This is a genomic window from Cognatiyoonia koreensis (assembly GCF_900109295.1).
Taxonomy (GTDB): domain Bacteria; phylum Pseudomonadota; class Alphaproteobacteria; order Rhodobacterales; family Rhodobacteraceae; genus Cognatiyoonia; species Cognatiyoonia koreensis.
This window is the reverse complement of sequence record NZ_FOIZ01000001.1, coordinates 940,212-955,403: the sequence shown is the minus strand read 5'-3', so window position 1 is coordinate 955,403 and position 15,192 is coordinate 940,212. Positions and strand designations below refer to the sequence as shown.

Annotated in this window: 14 protein-coding genes; 5 read left to right on the top strand and 9 right to left on the bottom strand. The window is 58.7% G+C overall.

Translation table 11 applies throughout. The features are described from left to right. Window positions 1-64: 64 nt before the first annotated feature. Complete coding sequence (locus BMY44_RS04795) at window positions 65-1,168, bottom strand: DUF6456 domain-containing protein (RefSeq protein ID WP_089990910.1); 1,104 nt, start codon at window positions 1,166-1,168, stop codon at window positions 65-67. A 239-nt stretch (window positions 1,169-1,407) separates the two neighbouring features. Here BMY44_RS04795 and BMY44_RS04790 point away from each other — a divergent pair, with 239 nt between their 5' ends. Further along, window positions 1,408-1,710 (top strand): DUF6477 family protein, encoded by a 303-nt coding sequence (locus tag BMY44_RS04790; RefSeq protein ID WP_089990907.1) that lies wholly within the window; start codon window positions 1,408-1,410, stop codon window positions 1,708-1,710. Here the strand turns inward: BMY44_RS04790 and BMY44_RS04785 are convergent. Next, window positions 1,703-3,253, bottom strand: coding sequence for a trimethylamine methyltransferase family protein (locus BMY44_RS04785; RefSeq protein WP_089990904.1), 1,551 nt, complete (start codon window positions 3,251-3,253; stop codon window positions 1,703-1,705). The genes BMY44_RS04790 and BMY44_RS04785 overlap by 8 nt on opposite strands. A gap of 135 nt (window positions 3,254-3,388) precedes the next feature. Here BMY44_RS04785 and guaA point away from each other — a divergent pair, with 135 nt between their 5' ends. Beyond that, window positions 3,389-4,948 (top strand): glutamine-hydrolyzing GMP synthase, encoded by a 1,560-nt coding sequence (guaA, locus tag BMY44_RS04780; RefSeq protein WP_089990902.1) that lies wholly within the window; start codon window positions 3,389-3,391, stop codon window positions 4,946-4,948. A gap of 156 nt (window positions 4,949-5,104) precedes the next feature. On the opposite strand, the gene BMY44_RS04775 is transcribed toward guaA, so the two are convergent. After that, window positions 5,105-5,722, bottom strand: a complete 618-nt coding sequence (locus BMY44_RS04775; protein ID WP_089990899.1) for a neutral zinc metallopeptidase — start codon at window positions 5,720-5,722, stop codon at window positions 5,105-5,107. Between the two features lie 56 nt (window positions 5,723-5,778). Here BMY44_RS04775 and BMY44_RS04770 point away from each other — a divergent pair, with 56 nt between their 5' ends. The 3 genes from BMY44_RS04770 (at window position 5,779) to BMY44_RS04760 (ending at window position 8,897) form a co-directional block, all read left to right on the top strand. Further along, window positions 5,779-6,642, top strand: a complete 864-nt coding sequence (locus BMY44_RS04770) for a DMT family transporter (protein ID WP_089990897.1) — start codon at window positions 5,779-5,781, stop codon at window positions 6,640-6,642. A 134-nt stretch (window positions 6,643-6,776) separates the two neighbouring features. Continuing rightward, window positions 6,777-7,889 carry an OmpP1/FadL family transporter gene (locus tag BMY44_RS04765; RefSeq protein WP_089990894.1) on the top strand — a complete coding sequence of 371 codons (1,113 nt, stop codon included), beginning with the start codon at window positions 6,777-6,779 and terminating at the stop codon, window positions 7,887-7,889. A gap of 99 nt (window positions 7,890-7,988) precedes the next feature. Beyond that, entirely contained in the window at window positions 7,989-8,897 is a 909-nt protein-coding gene (locus tag BMY44_RS04760; RefSeq protein ID WP_089994545.1) for a DMT family transporter, read from the top strand. Here BMY44_RS04760 and lpxB read toward each other — a convergent pair. From lpxB to bamA, 6 genes are all read right to left on the bottom strand, one after another. Further along, the gene (gene lpxB / locus BMY44_RS04755; protein WP_089994542.1) at window positions 8,859-10,004 is read right to left on the bottom strand and encodes a lipid-A-disaccharide synthase; all 1,146 of its coding nucleotides are present in this window, start codon (window positions 10,002-10,004) and stop codon (window positions 8,859-8,861) included. The two genes, BMY44_RS04760 and lpxB, sit on opposite strands and share 39 nt — an antisense overlap. Next, window positions 10,001-10,903, bottom strand: coding sequence for an LpxI family protein (locus BMY44_RS04750; RefSeq protein WP_089990893.1), 903 nt, complete (start codon window positions 10,901-10,903; stop codon window positions 10,001-10,003). The genes lpxB and BMY44_RS04750 overlap by 4 nt, the downstream gene beginning before the upstream one ends. Beyond that, window positions 10,903-11,685 (bottom strand): acyl-ACP--UDP-N-acetylglucosamine O-acyltransferase, encoded by a 783-nt coding sequence (gene lpxA, locus BMY44_RS04745; RefSeq protein ID WP_089990890.1) that lies wholly within the window; start codon window positions 11,683-11,685, stop codon window positions 10,903-10,905. Before lpxA ends, BMY44_RS04750 begins: the two co-directional genes overlap by 1 nt. Next, window positions 11,682-12,143, bottom strand: coding sequence for a 3-hydroxyacyl-ACP dehydratase FabZ (gene fabZ / locus BMY44_RS04740; protein WP_089994538.1), 462 nt, complete (start codon window positions 12,141-12,143; stop codon window positions 11,682-11,684). The genes lpxA and fabZ overlap by 4 nt, the downstream gene beginning before the upstream one ends. 71 nt (window positions 12,144-12,214) lie before the next feature. Beyond that, entirely contained in the window at window positions 12,215-12,775 is a 561-nt protein-coding gene (locus BMY44_RS04735; RefSeq protein WP_089990888.1) for an OmpH/Skp family outer membrane protein, read from the bottom strand. Next, window positions 12,775-15,096 carry an outer membrane protein assembly factor BamA gene (bamA, locus tag BMY44_RS04730; RefSeq protein WP_089990886.1) on the bottom strand — a complete coding sequence of 774 codons (2,322 nt, stop codon included), beginning with the start codon at window positions 15,094-15,096 and terminating at the stop codon, window positions 12,775-12,777. The genes BMY44_RS04735 and bamA overlap by 1 nt, the downstream gene beginning before the upstream one ends. Between the last annotated feature and the right edge of the window lie 96 nt (window positions 15,097-15,192).

The window sequence follows — 15,192 nt, the reverse complement described above, 5'->3', positions numbered from 1 at the left end:
ACAGGAATGCACAAACTGCATGTTTTGCGCCTGCCCCCCGTGGCCAAGCGCAAAACGCGCAGAATTAACCGATCAGCGGCCCGAACGCACCATGCGCGTCCTTGTAGTGGCGGATCAGGCGCGTCAGCGCGATGCGCAGCACGATCTTACCTGACCGCGACGACCAGCCCAAGGACTTCTCGGCCTTCTCCATGCCTTCCAGAAGGCAACAGCATCGCAGAACAACGTCACCAAGCCCGGGGCCAAGATCAGCCAAGGCGGCAATGACGCGCGCCTTTGCGTCTGCCACGCCCTTGGGCGCAGGCGCGATCTTCTCGTGAATATCGGTCTGCCAGTTGTCCGGATCGACAAGGCTGATCTGGGCAAGCTCATAATCCTGACGCAGACGTTCACCAGCGGCGACCTGATCCTTGTTTAGGAAATGTTGACCATCCCTGTCCTTGCGGCGGGCAAGACCGATCAACGGGCTTTCAGTGACAACATAACGGTTTGCACTACCCGCATCGTCACGCAGATCCCAGGCATGGCTGGCATCACGCTTGTCATGCCCGGCCTTGTGGAATCCGTTTGCGCGGTTTTCCTCTTCGGCGGTCAGGCGGCGCAGCTCTGCACGGCCCTGATTTGTGATGAAATACCGCACAACCCGGGCATCGGGGGTGTTGCAAGTGATCCAGGATTTCAAGGCCATGGCCTGCGCGATATCGCGGTCCACGACAGCCGTGCGCAACGAGGCACCGGACGCATCCTCACGCACAATAACGGCGGTATCCATATCACGGGCCACAGCCAGCACGGCCCGTGGTTCGCTCAGACGACGTAGGGCCAGCAATGCCTCGCGATCAATACGTGTTTGATTCAATACTTCCTTCATCGGCATCACATGCGGGATGACATTTGGGGTCGACATAGTGTTTCGTTCCTTTTGGGAGTGTGAAGGACCCAATACAGGGTCCGGGATCAATGCCCTTAATGCGGCATCGACCAGCGGATCGTCCCGACGCGCTTCAGTCCGGCGAACCTGTCGCAAGATTGTCGAGGGGTGGCAGGCTTTCTCGCGCGCGAGCGCCCGAATGGATTGGCCAGCGATCGTGTGCGCCAAATAATGCGTCACACAATCAGGAACCCATGCGGGAAACCCAAAGGTTCTCCGATCACAATCACCCTGCATAGCAATACAGCCCCTCTATCCGTGCGATATCTGTCCCCCAGCGGGACCGAAAAGCACCCACGCAACCTATGCGTGCATTCTTACCGAAGTGTTAACAACGACTTGACCACAAGACCCTGACGGAATTTGGTTAACCATTTTGGGGGGGACCGCGCGGAGGAAAGCGCGATGACGCAACACAACCAAAGGATGTGCCATGTTGCGGCGAACACATCACGAATCGCCACAAAGGAAACGACATGCTCGATATCACTGCCCTGATCGGAAAACTGCAGCGCCCGAAACTGCTCGTGCGGGCCGCCCGCTTCGGTCTGGACGACTACCGCCGTGAACGCGACCTGCCGCGCGCTTTGAAATCAGCCGTCATTCCACGCACGGGCGAAGCATTGCTGCGCCTGTCCGACCTCGAAGCGGAAATGAATGAAAAACGGGAACTGCAAGACGCGGCGTATTCCTATGCCACGCACATTGATCTGCTGATCGCCATCATGGCCGAAGCGCGCCTGTTCGAGGCGACGCACCGGCGCAGGACCATCAGGTAAAGCTATCGGGCATGCTTGCCTTCTTGTCGGCAACATAGGCCCGCAGCCTTGCTTCAATTTCGGGATCAAGCGGCGGTTGCTGATAGGTGTCAAGCATCCGCGCAACGCGGGCCGTGGCTAACATCTGGGTGTCGCGTGCACCCTCTTCGTCCCAGGTCTCGAACGGTTTGTAGTCAAACACGTCAGACCGCCAGAACGCCGATTTGAAGTTCGCCTGCGTATGGGCGCAACCAAGATAGTGCCCACCTGGGCCGACCTCTTCGATGGCGTCCATCGCCTGCCCGTTTTCGGACAGGTCGACGCCCTTGGCAAACTGGTGCAGCGTCCCAAGCTGGTCCGCATCCATCACGAATTTCTCGAAGGATGCGACCAGACCGCCCTCCAGCCAGCCACAGGCGTGAAGCATGAAATTGACACCGGATAACAGGCCCATCTGCAAGCTGTTCGCCGTTTCATAAGCCGCCTGCGCGTCAGGCAGCTTTGATCCACAGAATGATCCCGCGCTGCGATAAGGCACGCCAAGCCGGCGGGCAAGCTGCCCTGCCCCATACGTGATGTGCGATGCCTCGGGCGTTCCGAATGTCGGTGCGCCGGAATTCATGTCGATCGAAGTCACAAACGTTCCAAAGACTACCGGCGCGCCGGGTCTGATGATCTGCGCATATGCGATGCCAGCCAAAACCTCTGCGTAAACCTGCGTCAGCGTGCCGGCAATCGTCACAGGGGCCATCGCGCCGCCGACGATAAACGGGCTGATGATGCTCGCCTGATTGTTTTTCGCAAACACCTCAAGCGCACCCATCATGATGGAATCAAATGTCAGGGGCGAGTTGATGTTGATCAGCGACGTCATCACAGTGTTGTCGCGCACGAAATCCTTGCCGAACAGAATTTCGCACATCTCGATGGAATCCTGCGCGCGGGAAGGTTCGGTAACAGACCCCATGAACGGCTTGTCGCTATAAATCATGTGGGTCAGCAGCATATCCAGATGGCGCTTGTTCACCGCCACGTCCGTCGGCTCGCAGACGGTGCCGCCCGAATGGTGCAGCCACTTTGACATATAGCCCAGCTTCACGAACTTCTCGAAATCCGCCATCGTTGCATAGCGGCGACCACCTTCGGCATCGCGCACAAACGGCGGGCCGTAGACCGGAGCGAGGACGAGGTTCTTGCCACCCACGACAACGCTGCGTTCGGGATTTCGGGCGTGCTGGGTATATGTGGCGGGTGCCGTGCTACACAGCTTGCGGGCCAATCCGCGCGGGATGCGCACGCGCTCGCCATCGATTTCCGCACCGGCGGCTTTCCAGCGTTCAAGCGCTTCGGGGTTATCAACAAAGTTGACCCCGATTTCAGCCAGAATCGTCTCGGCGTTGATTTCAATCAGGTCCAGCGCGGCGTCATCCAGAACCTCGTAGTTTGGGATATTGCGCGAAATATACTTCGCTGTCTCGATGCTGACAGCCGTGCGCTCTGCACGGCGGGCCGCCCCGCCTCCTCCGCGCCCGCGACGACCGGCTTTGACTGCTGCTTCTGACATGGCGACACTCCGCTGAAACCTTTGTGCGTGTGATACGCCTTAGCGAACCCGTCCGGTGCGCAGCAAACGCCCTTTGAGGCGCGAAAGCGACATGAGCCGCCTTGCACCCCCCAATGATCCGCCTTAACTGAGCACATGGATACACACGAACACGAACGCCTGCTGATCATTGATTTCGGCAGCCAGGTCACACAGCTGATTGCCCGCCGCCTGCGCGAACTTTCGGTCTATTGCGAAATCCACCCCTATCAGAATGTGACAGACGCGTTCCTCAAGGAATTCGCCCCCAAGGCCGTGATCTTTTCAGGCGGTCCCGCATCGGTCATCGCACCGGACTCACCGCGCCCACCGATGTCGGTCTTCGATATGGGTGTCCCGATTCTCGGGATCTGCTACGGGCAGCAGGTGATGATGCAATGCCTTGGCGGCAAAGTGGAACGCGGCCATGGCACTGCCGAATTCGGGCGCGCCTATGTGACACCAAAAGACAAGCTGCCATTGCTGGACGGCTGGTTCCTGACAGACAGGGAACAAGTCTGGATGAGCCATGGCGACCATGTCTCTGAAATCGCTCCGGGTTTTGCAGTTTACGGCACCTCGCCAAACGCACCTTTCGCAATTACGGCGGACACGTCCCGCAATTTCTATGCCGTCCAGTTCCACCCCGAAGTGCACCACACACCGAACGGGGCAAAACTCTATGAAAACTTTGTCCGGCTTGCGGGCTTTTCCGGCGACTGGACGATGGGGGCATACCGCGAACAGGCGATTGCGGCGATCCGCGAACAGGTTGGCGACAAGAAAGTCATTTGCGGGCTTTCCGGCGGCGTCGATTCGTCCGTAGCCGCCGTGCTGATCCATGAAGCAATCGGTGACCAGCTGACCTGCGTCTTCGTCGACCACGGCCTGCTGCGACAAGGTGAAGCGGAAGAAGTCGTGACCATGTTCCGCGACAATTACAACATGGCGCTGATCCATGCGGACGAACAGGATCTGTTCTTGGGTGAACTTGACGGCGTAAGTGATCCGGAAACAAAGCGAAAAATCATTGGCCGCCTGTTCATCGACGTCTTCCAGAAATACGCGAACGACATCGAAGGTGCCGAGTTCTTGGCACAGGGAACGCTCTATCCCGACGTGATCGAATCCGTCTCGTTCAGCGGTGGACCATCCGTTACGATCAAAAGCCACCACAATGTCGGCGGTCTGCCCGAAAAGATGGGCCTGAAACTGGTCGAACCGCTGCGTGAACTCTTCAAGGATGAAGTCCGCGCGCTGGGCACCGAACTTGGCCTGCCAAAATCCTTTATCGGACGCCACCCGTTCCCCGGCCCCGGTCTTGCCATCCGTTGTCCCGGCGAAATCACACGCGAGAAACTCGAAATCCTGCGCCGCGCCGACGCAGTCTATATCGACCAGATCCGCAAACACGGGCTCTACGATGACATCTGGCAGGCTTTTGTTGCGATTCTGCCTGTCCGCACTGTCGGCGTGATGGGCGACGGACGGACCTACGATTTCGCCTGCGCATTGCGCGCGGTCACCTCGGTCGACGGCATGACAGCGGATTACTATCCGTTCAGCCATGAATTCCTCGGTGAAACAGCAACCCGCATTATCAACGAAGTGCAGGGAATCAACCGCGTGACCTACGACATCACGTCCAAACCACCCGGCACGATCGAGTGGGAATAACCGGATGGTTCTGGCGGCTCACGCTTCTTTGTGCTGCCCTCTAGCTTGCGACATTGGCCGAAGTCAGCCCATTCACTAAGGCTGGACCAACCCCGACCAACCAAAACGGCTTGACGTGATCGCCGGTCTTGGCGCCGGCATATCGACTGACGCCACCTACCCTTTGAACGCGGCGATCAACAAATCGGCCCCAAAGCGCGGCGTGGCGCAATCCGCAATCTGCCCCCGATAGCCCCGCGCGAACCATTGATTGCGCACGTCGAGCCCGATACTGACCTTTGGACCAATGCTCAGCGGATCGCGGCCCCAATGGGAATCGGTCAGCGGTTCGCGCGAAAACCAGTCTGCCAGGTCGACCAATGGCAGACCGGCACGGCTATAAATGACCCCAGCAATGCATTCGACTTGCCGGGTGACATCGCCACGCAGGGCCTCCTCGTCGGCGCGATTGGCGTTGATGGTGGCCAGTGCGACATCGGCAACGCCGTGATTGACCTGCACCGCATGGCCCAGTGTATGGGCCAAAAGATACGCGGTTTCGGGCCGTGTCGCGGCCGCATCAGACGCAAAAATGGTGTTCTGACTGGTGCAATAGGCAACCGCAGGATTGACCGTCTGATCGGCCCCACACCGCCCGGCAATCATTTCCACACGTTGCAAGACCGGCATCCGGTCGAACGCGCGATTGGCGGACTGCATGATCCGGTCCAGATCATCGGCACTGGCAGCACTTGCAAGCAGGCCGATCAGCACCGCTAATGTCATTGCTTTCATGGTGATTTCCCGTATGGCTTGCGCCACTGAAACACGCCCGGGGCCATCTGACAAACATGCCGGTTGCCGAAACCACACGTGCCGCGATCTGGATGATCGGCGCGATCATCTCTTTCTCGGCCATGACGATTGCCGGACGACAGGTAAGCTTTGCGCTCGATACCTTTGAAATCATGCTGTTTCGCAGCATCACGGGTATCGCTATCGTGCTGGCAATCGGGGCGGCGGCAGGGACGCTAAGCCAGATCAACCGCGTATCCATCGGGCTGCATTTTACCCGCAATCTGACGCATTTCGTCGGCCAGAACCTCTGGTTCTACGCCCTGCCCCTGATCCCGCTGGCGCAATTGTTCGCGCTGGAATTCACATCACCGATCTGGGTCATTCTGCTCTCGCCCCTGATCCTTGGCGAACGGATCACACGGATTGGGGCATTCAGCGCCGCTCTCGGCTTTTGTGGTGTGCTGCTCGTGGCCCAGCCCGGCAGCGGTCCGATCACCCCCGCGCTGCTGTCTGCGGCGGGATGCGCGGTTTTCTTCGCTTTGACGGCGATTTTCACCAGACGGCTGACGCGCAGCGCATCCATCACCTGTATCATGTTCTACCTGACCGTGATGCAAGCCGTCTTCGGATTGATTTGCGCGGGCTATGACGGCGACATCACCTTGCCAAGCGCCACCACAGCCCCGTGGCTTATCGTGATCGGAATCGCTGGGCTTGCGGCGCATTTTTGCCTGACGACGGCCCTGTCACTGGCACCGGCAAGTTTCGTCATGCCGATTGATTTTGTCCGGCTTCCCACGATCGCGCTGATCGGGATGTTCTTTTATAACGAACCGCTCAGCATGCTTGTCGTGCTTGGCGCAGCCGTCATCATTTTCGCCAATTACATCAACATCAGGTATGGCGCGCGCCGTTAGCGCTAAACACACGACGAAATTGCCACATTCTTTTGATCGTTCCGGTTTTTCCGTGACGTCATTAATTGACGGCACGGTCAGCACCTTCTTAACGTGCTCGCGAGGACACAGAAATTCATAACAGGGATGGAGATATGAAAAACGTTCTAACAGTGGGCGCAGCACTGATGCTGACCACAACCAGCGCATACGCACTGGGCTTGGACAGATCTGGCCAGAATATCGGCGTCTTGTTCGAAGACGGCGAATACGCAGAACTCACCTTCGGCAAAGTCACACCAACGCTCGACGGTGCAGACAACATCGCATTCGGCGGCACCGACGTGGGCAACGTCGCGAACGACTACACACAGTTCAGCCTGGCCTACAAAACAGACATCAACGATCAGCTATCATATGCGGTGATCTTCGATCAGCCCTATGGCGCGGACGTCGAATACCCATCGTCTGCAGATGGTGGCGGTCTTGCACTGGCAGGCACATCCGCATCGCTTGAATCCAAAGCGGTCACAGCCCTGCTGCGCTACAAGTTCAACGAAAACGTCAGCGTTCACGCCGGTCTGCGCGCGGAAACGATCTCTGCCGACATCACGCTGGCAGGTCTCGCCTACGGTCCGCTGAACGGCTACAACACCAGCCTCGCCCAGAACACGGCATACGGTTATGCCGTCGGTGCCGCTTACGAGCGTCCCGATATCGCGCTGCGCGTTGCGCTGACATACCATTCCGCCATCGAGCACGAGTTCGACACGACGGAAAACGGTGCACCATCGCTGCCAACGACAGTTGAAACACCGCAAGCCGTCAATCTGGACTTCCAGACCGGTATCGCCGCTGACACGCTGCTCTTCGGTTCGATCCGCTGGGCAGAGTATTCCAACGTCATCGTTTCGCCAGCCGGTTTCGCTGCGGCGACAGGCGGTGGCTCGCTGACGGATATCGACGACGGTGTGGCCTACAACATCGGTGTTGGTCGTCGTTTCACCGATCAGCTGTCGGCTTCGGTCAGCGTCGGCTATGAGGCGGCGAGCGATGACGATCTGGTATCGCCACTCGCACCGTCGAACGGCAATTACTCGATCGCGCTTGGTGCGGAATACAAGGTCACTGACAATATCGCAGTGTCCGGTGGCGTGCGCTACATCAAGGTGGGCGATGCCCAGCCAGCGACAGCAGATACAGCCCGTGCAGAATTCACGGACAACGATGCCATCGGCGTCGGTATCAAGGTCGGCTACACGTTCTAAGCCAGCCTGAAAGACAAATTGCAAAAGCCCCGGTCAAACGCCGGGGCTTTTCGCATTTTTCGGGTTGTTCCGGAAATCGTTCACGGGTCAGGTGCAGGCATGACAACACGTCCCACCCAAATGACCCTTTCATCCCGCGCATGGGCCGAACTCATCCTTCTTTCGGTGATCTGGGGGGCGTCGTTCCTGTCGATCCGGATTGCGCTGGACGAAATCGGACCGCTCACCACCGTGGCGCACAGGGTCGGCTGGGCGATGCTGATCCTCTGGGGCTACGTGCTGATCAAGGGGCTGCCAATTCCGCGCGCGGCGCGGATCTGGGGGGCCTTCCTCGGTATGGGTCTGCTGAACAACGTCATTCCCTTCTCGCTGATGGCATGGGGACAGTTGCATATCGAAACAGGGCTCACCTCGATCCTGAATGCTGCCACTGCAATCTTTGGTGTGATCGCGGCCGCGCTCTTTTTTGCGGACGAACGTCTGACGCCGCGCCGGGCCATCGGTGTCGGGCTTGGGTTCTGCGGTGTTGCGACTGCGGTCGGGCTGAACGCGCTCACGTCGTTTGATATCCGCTCGCTCGGACAACTCGCCGTGATCGGCGGCACGATCAGCTATGCGCTGGCCGGTGTCTGGGCGCGCAAGACGATGAAAGGCCTGCCCCCGCAGGTCGCGGCGGCAGGCATGCTGACAGGCTCAAGCCTTATCATGATTCCCGCAGCCTGGATTGTCGAAGGACCCCTGTCCTTTGCGCTGACGCTGCAAACGTGGTCGGCCATCGGCTATTATGCGGTTGTCGCCACGGCCTTCGCATATCTGCTGTATTACAGGGTGCTTGGCATGGCGGGATCAGGGAACCTGATGCTTTGTACGCTGATGATCGCGCCAGTCGCGATCGTGCTTGGCGCAATCGTCCTGAACGAAGCCCTGCCAATGCGCGCCTACTTCGGCTTTGCCATTCTGGCGACAGGTCTATTGGTCCTGAACAGCGGCCAAAAACGCAAGAACTGAACGGGCAGCGCGCAAACCCGGTGCCGCACCACCGCGCCCCAAGCGGTCCATCGTGGTCTGCATCGCTGCCTTCTGCGACGCTGGATCATCCATCACCGCAAGAACAGCCCCTGCAATGTCATCGGCCACGCAAGCAGCACCAATGAATTCAGGCACGGTGCGGGTTTCGGACACGAGGTTCACCAATGTCACCGTATCCACCAGCAACATCCGCGAAATCAGAACACGCGATACCCACGCCATGTCATAGGCAATGACCATCGGCGTTTCATGCGCCGCCAGTTCCAACGACACCGTGCCGGACGCGGCCAAAGCCACATCCGCCGCCCGAAAGGCCGCCGATTTCATCGGATCACCCGGTGCCAGCAGGATCGGGGTGACGGGCCAGCCCGCTGCAAACGTTTGCACAAGGTCATAAACCGGCGCGGCACAGGGCAGAACGACACGCGCCTCAGGACGCCGTTCCAGAACCTGGCCCAGTGCATCACCAAAGCGGCCCGCAAGGCGAGACACCTCACCGCGGCGCGAACCTGGCAAGGCAAGGATCAAAGGCGCGTCGCCAATGCCATGGACGTCGCGAAATGACTTCGCCGCCGCCAAATCCGCTACAGGTTCCGCAACAACAGGATGCCCGACAAAATCGCAACGCATGCCCGCCGCCTGCATCAAGGGCGGCTCAAAGGGAAAAAGCGCAAGCACATGGTCGATATGCGCCGCCATTTTTGCAGCGCGCCCCGGACGCCACGCCCAAACGGTCGGGGCCACGTAATGCACGGTCGGGATATCACGCACAGCCTTCACCAGCCGTGCAACACGCAAACAAAAATCGGGGCTGTCGATGGTTATCAGAACGTCCGGTTGCGCAGCAATGACAGCCTCTGCCGTCTCTCTGATCCGGCGTTTCAGATGGAAATACTTCGGTAGGATTTCCGCCAGCCCCATGACGCTCAATTCGTCCATCGGAAACTGGCTGACCAACCCCTCGGCCTGCATCAGGGGCCCACCCACGCCAAAGAACTGCACATCGTCCAGCGACGACAAGCCCGCCATCAACGCAGCGCCCAACTTGTCACCGGACACTTCGCCCGCAATCAGGAACACTTTCATCGGCCACCCCGGGGGCGCACCCAAAGAAACATCTTCTGAGCATCAAGGATGCTTTGCACACCGATCAAATCCAACACCATAACGCCACCAGCTTCGATCACGATCCCGGCAAGCCCGGCCTCAGCGGCCTTGATTGCTGTGCCCGGCCCGATCAGCGGCAGGTCGGCACGGCGATCCTGTGCGGGCTTCGGGGCCTTGAACAGGATGCCATCATCAGCCGTCACAGGGTCTTCATCCTGACCTGAAAGCCAATCCGCCGCGTCGCCGATCAGATCACCGACCGTATCAATCACGAAATTGAACGGATCGCTCGCCCCTTCCTCGCGCACAAATGGCGCACAAAAGACATCAAGCATCGCGTCCGTGCCGTCCGGCCCCTCCCGGGCGACGACCTTACCGACGCGGACAATGCAGGCCTGCCCGATATCGGCGGCTCCCATCTCTGCAATGCAGGCTTCGCCAACAGTGGCATCCGCACGATGCCAGTCGGACGGCTTCGCCGGTGTCAGAACACCCATCGGGGGCAAAAGATCCGGTGCCACCTCATGGGCCGCGACAATCACAAAGCCCGCCTCTTCCAATAGCGCTATGATGGCGCGCAAAGCCCCATCATCACCTTGCGCCATGGCAGCCTGCAAACGCGGGACCAAAGGTGCGGTCAGCGGATCAATCGCGGCTGGATCAATGTCAGGGCGGCGCACGGCCCCGGCCATACAGATTTCGGTCACACCACGGGCTTTGAGGGCCTCTAGAAAGCTGCCAAGCTGCTCAAGGCGAAAGGTCACATCAACCGGAACTGACGGTGCAAAGCCATCCAACGCACAGACCAACGGGGGTGTCGGCAACCGCGCGATGATCGCAGCGGGCAAATCGCCGGTCCCTGCGATCAGCGCCAGCATCAGCGCGGCGTCAAAAGACCACGGTCGCTTTCACCAAGGATGAAATCAACCATCTGGCGCACGTAATCGCTGTCAAGTTCGGCCTTCAGCCGCTCAGCACGGTCATGCAACGTACCTTCGCCGTCCTTGATCGCAAGAAAAGCAGCCCGCAGCGCCGTGATATCGGCGCGCGGCACGCCCTTGCGCTTCAGCCCGACAAGGTTCAGACCGTCAAGCTCGCCACGCGGGCCGACGACAAGGCCATGCGGAATGACATCATGGGTGACCATCGACAAGGCACCGATGATCGCCCCCTGCCCGATGCGCACCCACTGATGCACACCGCTCAAACCACCGATAATGACATCATCCTCGATCACGCAATGCCCAGCGACAGCAACAGAATTGACGATGACCACGCGATTGCCGACCTGGGCATCATGTGCAACGTGACAGCCGGCCATCAGCAGATTGTCATCGCCGATACGGGTTTCCGAACCGCCACCCTTGGTGCCCAGATTGATCGTGACATGCTCGCGAATGCGGTTGCGCGCACCGATGCGGACGCGCGACTTTTCACCGCCGAATTTCAGATCCTGTGGAATTTCACCGATAACGGCAAAAGAAAACACCGTGGTGCCGTCGCCAATATGGGTATCGCCATCCACGACGACATGGGATTTCAGGGTGACGCCCTTGCCAAGCACGACATCCGGCCCGACGATGCAAAACGGACCAACGACGCAGTCCTCACCGATCACTGCGGTCTCGGCGATAATTGCGCTGGGGTGAAGCTGGCTCACCCGCGCATATCCATCATGGCCGTGAATTCCGCCTCTGCCGCCATTTCGCCCTCGACCGTTGCGACGCCCTTGAACCGCCAGACCTTCCCGCCCGGTTTCCCGCGGGTTGTGGATACGTTCATTTCCAGAACATCGCCAGGGATCACTTTGCGGCGGAATTTGCAGCCGTCAATGGACATGAAATAGATCAGCAGGTTTCCCTCTGTCAGCCCCATCGTTGTGCCAACCATCACCGCAGCGGTCTGCGCCATGGCTTCGACGATCGTCACGCCGGGCATGATCGGGGTGCCTGGAAAATGGCCCTGAAAATGCGGCTCGTTCATGGTGACATTCTTGATGCCAACTGCAGATGCGGTGCCATCGATACTGTGGACCTTGTCGACCAGCAGGAACGGGTAACGGTGCGGCAGGATCTTCTGGATCAACTGGATATCGGCGGAGGTTACGGCGTCACTCATGTCATGCAGTCTTTCTGTCGTCATTCATGTCGGCTTTGCCTAGCAAGCGAACATCGCGCGGGCAAGCACGGTTAGTCGTCGGCCTCGCTCGGATCGTCTTGTGCTGGGGCCAGCAAGGCCGCATCAATGCGGGAAATTGCCTGATCTGTGATATCGGCAGAGCGCACGGTGACAAACACAGTGCGACTGTCCAGAACAACAGACGCACCGCGTTCAACCATCATCTGCCCGACAATCGGTCGGATTTCCTCTGTGAACCGGACGCGCACGTTCACGCGGGCCTGTTCCAGCTCGATCTCCTTTGCATCACGCGCGTTGCGGATCTCCTGCGCCTTCTCGTCGAATGCTTCTGCTTCGGCACGGAAAGCTTCGGGTGTCATGGTCGGGCGACGTTCGGTCAGGCTCCGTTCTTCTTCGACCAGTTCGGCCACGATCCGCTCGTTTTCGGCGTTCAGATCACGGGCCAAAGTTTCGACTTCCTCGCGCAGCTGCAAGGCATAGGCAGATTCCGCGAACAGACGGCTGGTGTCCAGCACCAGAACCGTCTGGGTGGTCGGTTCCGCCCCGGCGTCCTGCGCGCCCGCCCCGACAGGGGCCAGCGCCAGAAACGCAAGGGCGCAAAGCCAGCGCATCAAAAGCTCGTCGAAATGGTCACATCAAAGGACTTGGGATTATCGAATTCCTGCGCGTCCAGTGCTTCGGTAAAGTTGAAACGCAATGGCCCGATCGGCGTGGTCCAGAAGATCGACAGACCTGCAACCGTGCGCGGTGTAAAATCGTTGTAAAGAATGTCGTCTTCCGACACGCCGCGCAAGTTGCCCACATCCCAGACAGACCCGTAGTCGATGAAAGCACCACCAGTGATGCCGTATTCTTCGGGCAGACCAATCGGGAATTCGGCTTCAAGCCGCGCAACGGCAAACGTATTGCCGCCAAGCGCATCATCGGTATTGGCATCGCGCGGACCTATGCCGCCAGCCTCGAAACCACGCATCGTGCGGCTGCCAAGGAAAAAGCGGTCGGTCACGCGGCTGTCACCCTTACTATAGCTCAGGAAACCACCTTCGATGGTGGCGCGCAACGTGACCTCTTCGTTCCAGACTTTTGTCTCGGCAGCGGCCAGCGCTGTCGTCTTGATGAACTCACTGTCACCGATGCCAAATTCCTGACCAAAGCGCAGCAAGACGCCGGAATTCGGATCAAGACCCGTGCGGCGCGTGTCATAGCTGTAGGTATAGCCGATGGCGTTGGTGGACACTGACCCTTCAGCCGCCTCTGCAATGATGATCGGGCTGGCAGATTCAGCAACATCCGTCAGGTCGGTATAGTCAAAGGCATAAAACACACCCAAACGCCCGTTTTCAGAGACAGGAAAGGTGAAACCCGGGCGGAAACTGAACGTCTCCGTGTCATACAGCGCGTTCTCGTTGTCGGTGGTGCGATACGACAGGTCCAGACCGAAACGCAGGTCGCGGCCAAGGAACTGCGGCTCCGAGAAACTGAACGTAAAGACACGGTTGGTTTCCGCAGTGGAAATCTGGAAATTCAGCGCCTGCCCGCGTCCAAGAAAGTTGGACTGACGAAAGCTGGCCAGCAATCCAATGCCGGTGTCAGAGTTATAGTTGGCACCAAAAGACAACGATCCTGTCGGAGCTTCAACCACGTCCACATCGACAATCACCTGCTCGGGCGAAGACCCTTCACGCGCTTCGACATTGGCATTGGCGAAAAAACCAAGGGCGCGGATACGCTCCGCACTCTCACGGATTTCACGCGGATTGAACGGATCGCCTTCAACCACGCGGAACTGGTTGCGCACAACTCGGTCCAGCGTGGTGTTGTTGCCTTCGATATCAATCCGCTCGACAAAGATGCGCGGGCCACGCACCAGCGCGAATTCAACATCCAGCGTCAGGGAACGGTCGTTGCGCGTGATGCGCGGATCAACCTGCACGAAATTCAGACCCTTGCGGATCGCCAGACGTTCAAGCCGGGCAATATCGTTTTCCAACGACACCGGATTATACGTCGCGCCGGTCCGCGTGCGCAGCGCGGCCGTAAACTCGGCCACATCCGCACCAACAATCTCAGACGAAACCGATACATTGCCAAAGGTGAACTGCTGACCTTCCTGCACATTGAAGGTGATCAGATAAGCATCACGTTCGCGCGTCAGCGCGACATCGACATTCTGGACACGGAAATCGGCATAGCCGCGCGACTGGTAGAAATCGGTCAAAACCTGACGGTCAAAATCAATGCGGTCACGCACGAATGTATCGCGGCCGATGACAGCGCGCAGGATACCAGCCTGCTTTGTCTCAAGAACGCCACGCAAGCGACGCTCGGAATAGCTACGGTTACCAATGAAACTGATGCGTTCAATCTCGGTCACGCCGGCTTCGGTCACTTCAAAAACCAGATCGACACGGTTGTCTGACCGTTCGATGATGCGCGGCGTGATCATCGCGTTGATGCGGCCCTTGTTCAGGTAAACTTCGGTCAGTGCGGCTACATCGGCCTCGGCCTGCGACGGGCTGTATACGCGGCGCGGCTGCGACTGGACGACGGCCAAAAGCTCTGCGTCACGCACCTGGCTGTTGCCTTCGATGCTGATACGGTTGACCGTCGGGAATTCGACAACGCGGATAACAAGGGTGCCGCCCTGCGGCACAACATCGACAGATGAAAACAAACCCGACCCGCGAATATTCTGTGCGGCGGCGTTCAACTCGCCCGCTGTAACGGTCTGACCACGGCTGATTCCCGCAAAAGTCAGGATCGTACCGTCCGCAACACGCTGGTTACCTTCGATCGAAACAGCATTGAAAGTGAAGCTTTGCGCATCAGCACCGGTTGCAGAAAAAGTCGTAACCCCAAGAAACAGAACGACTAAATAACGCGTCGCTGCTGCTGCCCATCGCGCCCGGGCGCGCCCCACCATCTGTTTCATAAAATTGGCCTGTTTTTTATTCGTTACCGCTGTAAACGAAATACCTTCTCTCCTGGCCGTTGTCAAAACGAAGAAAGGCACCCAAGGGTGCCTTTG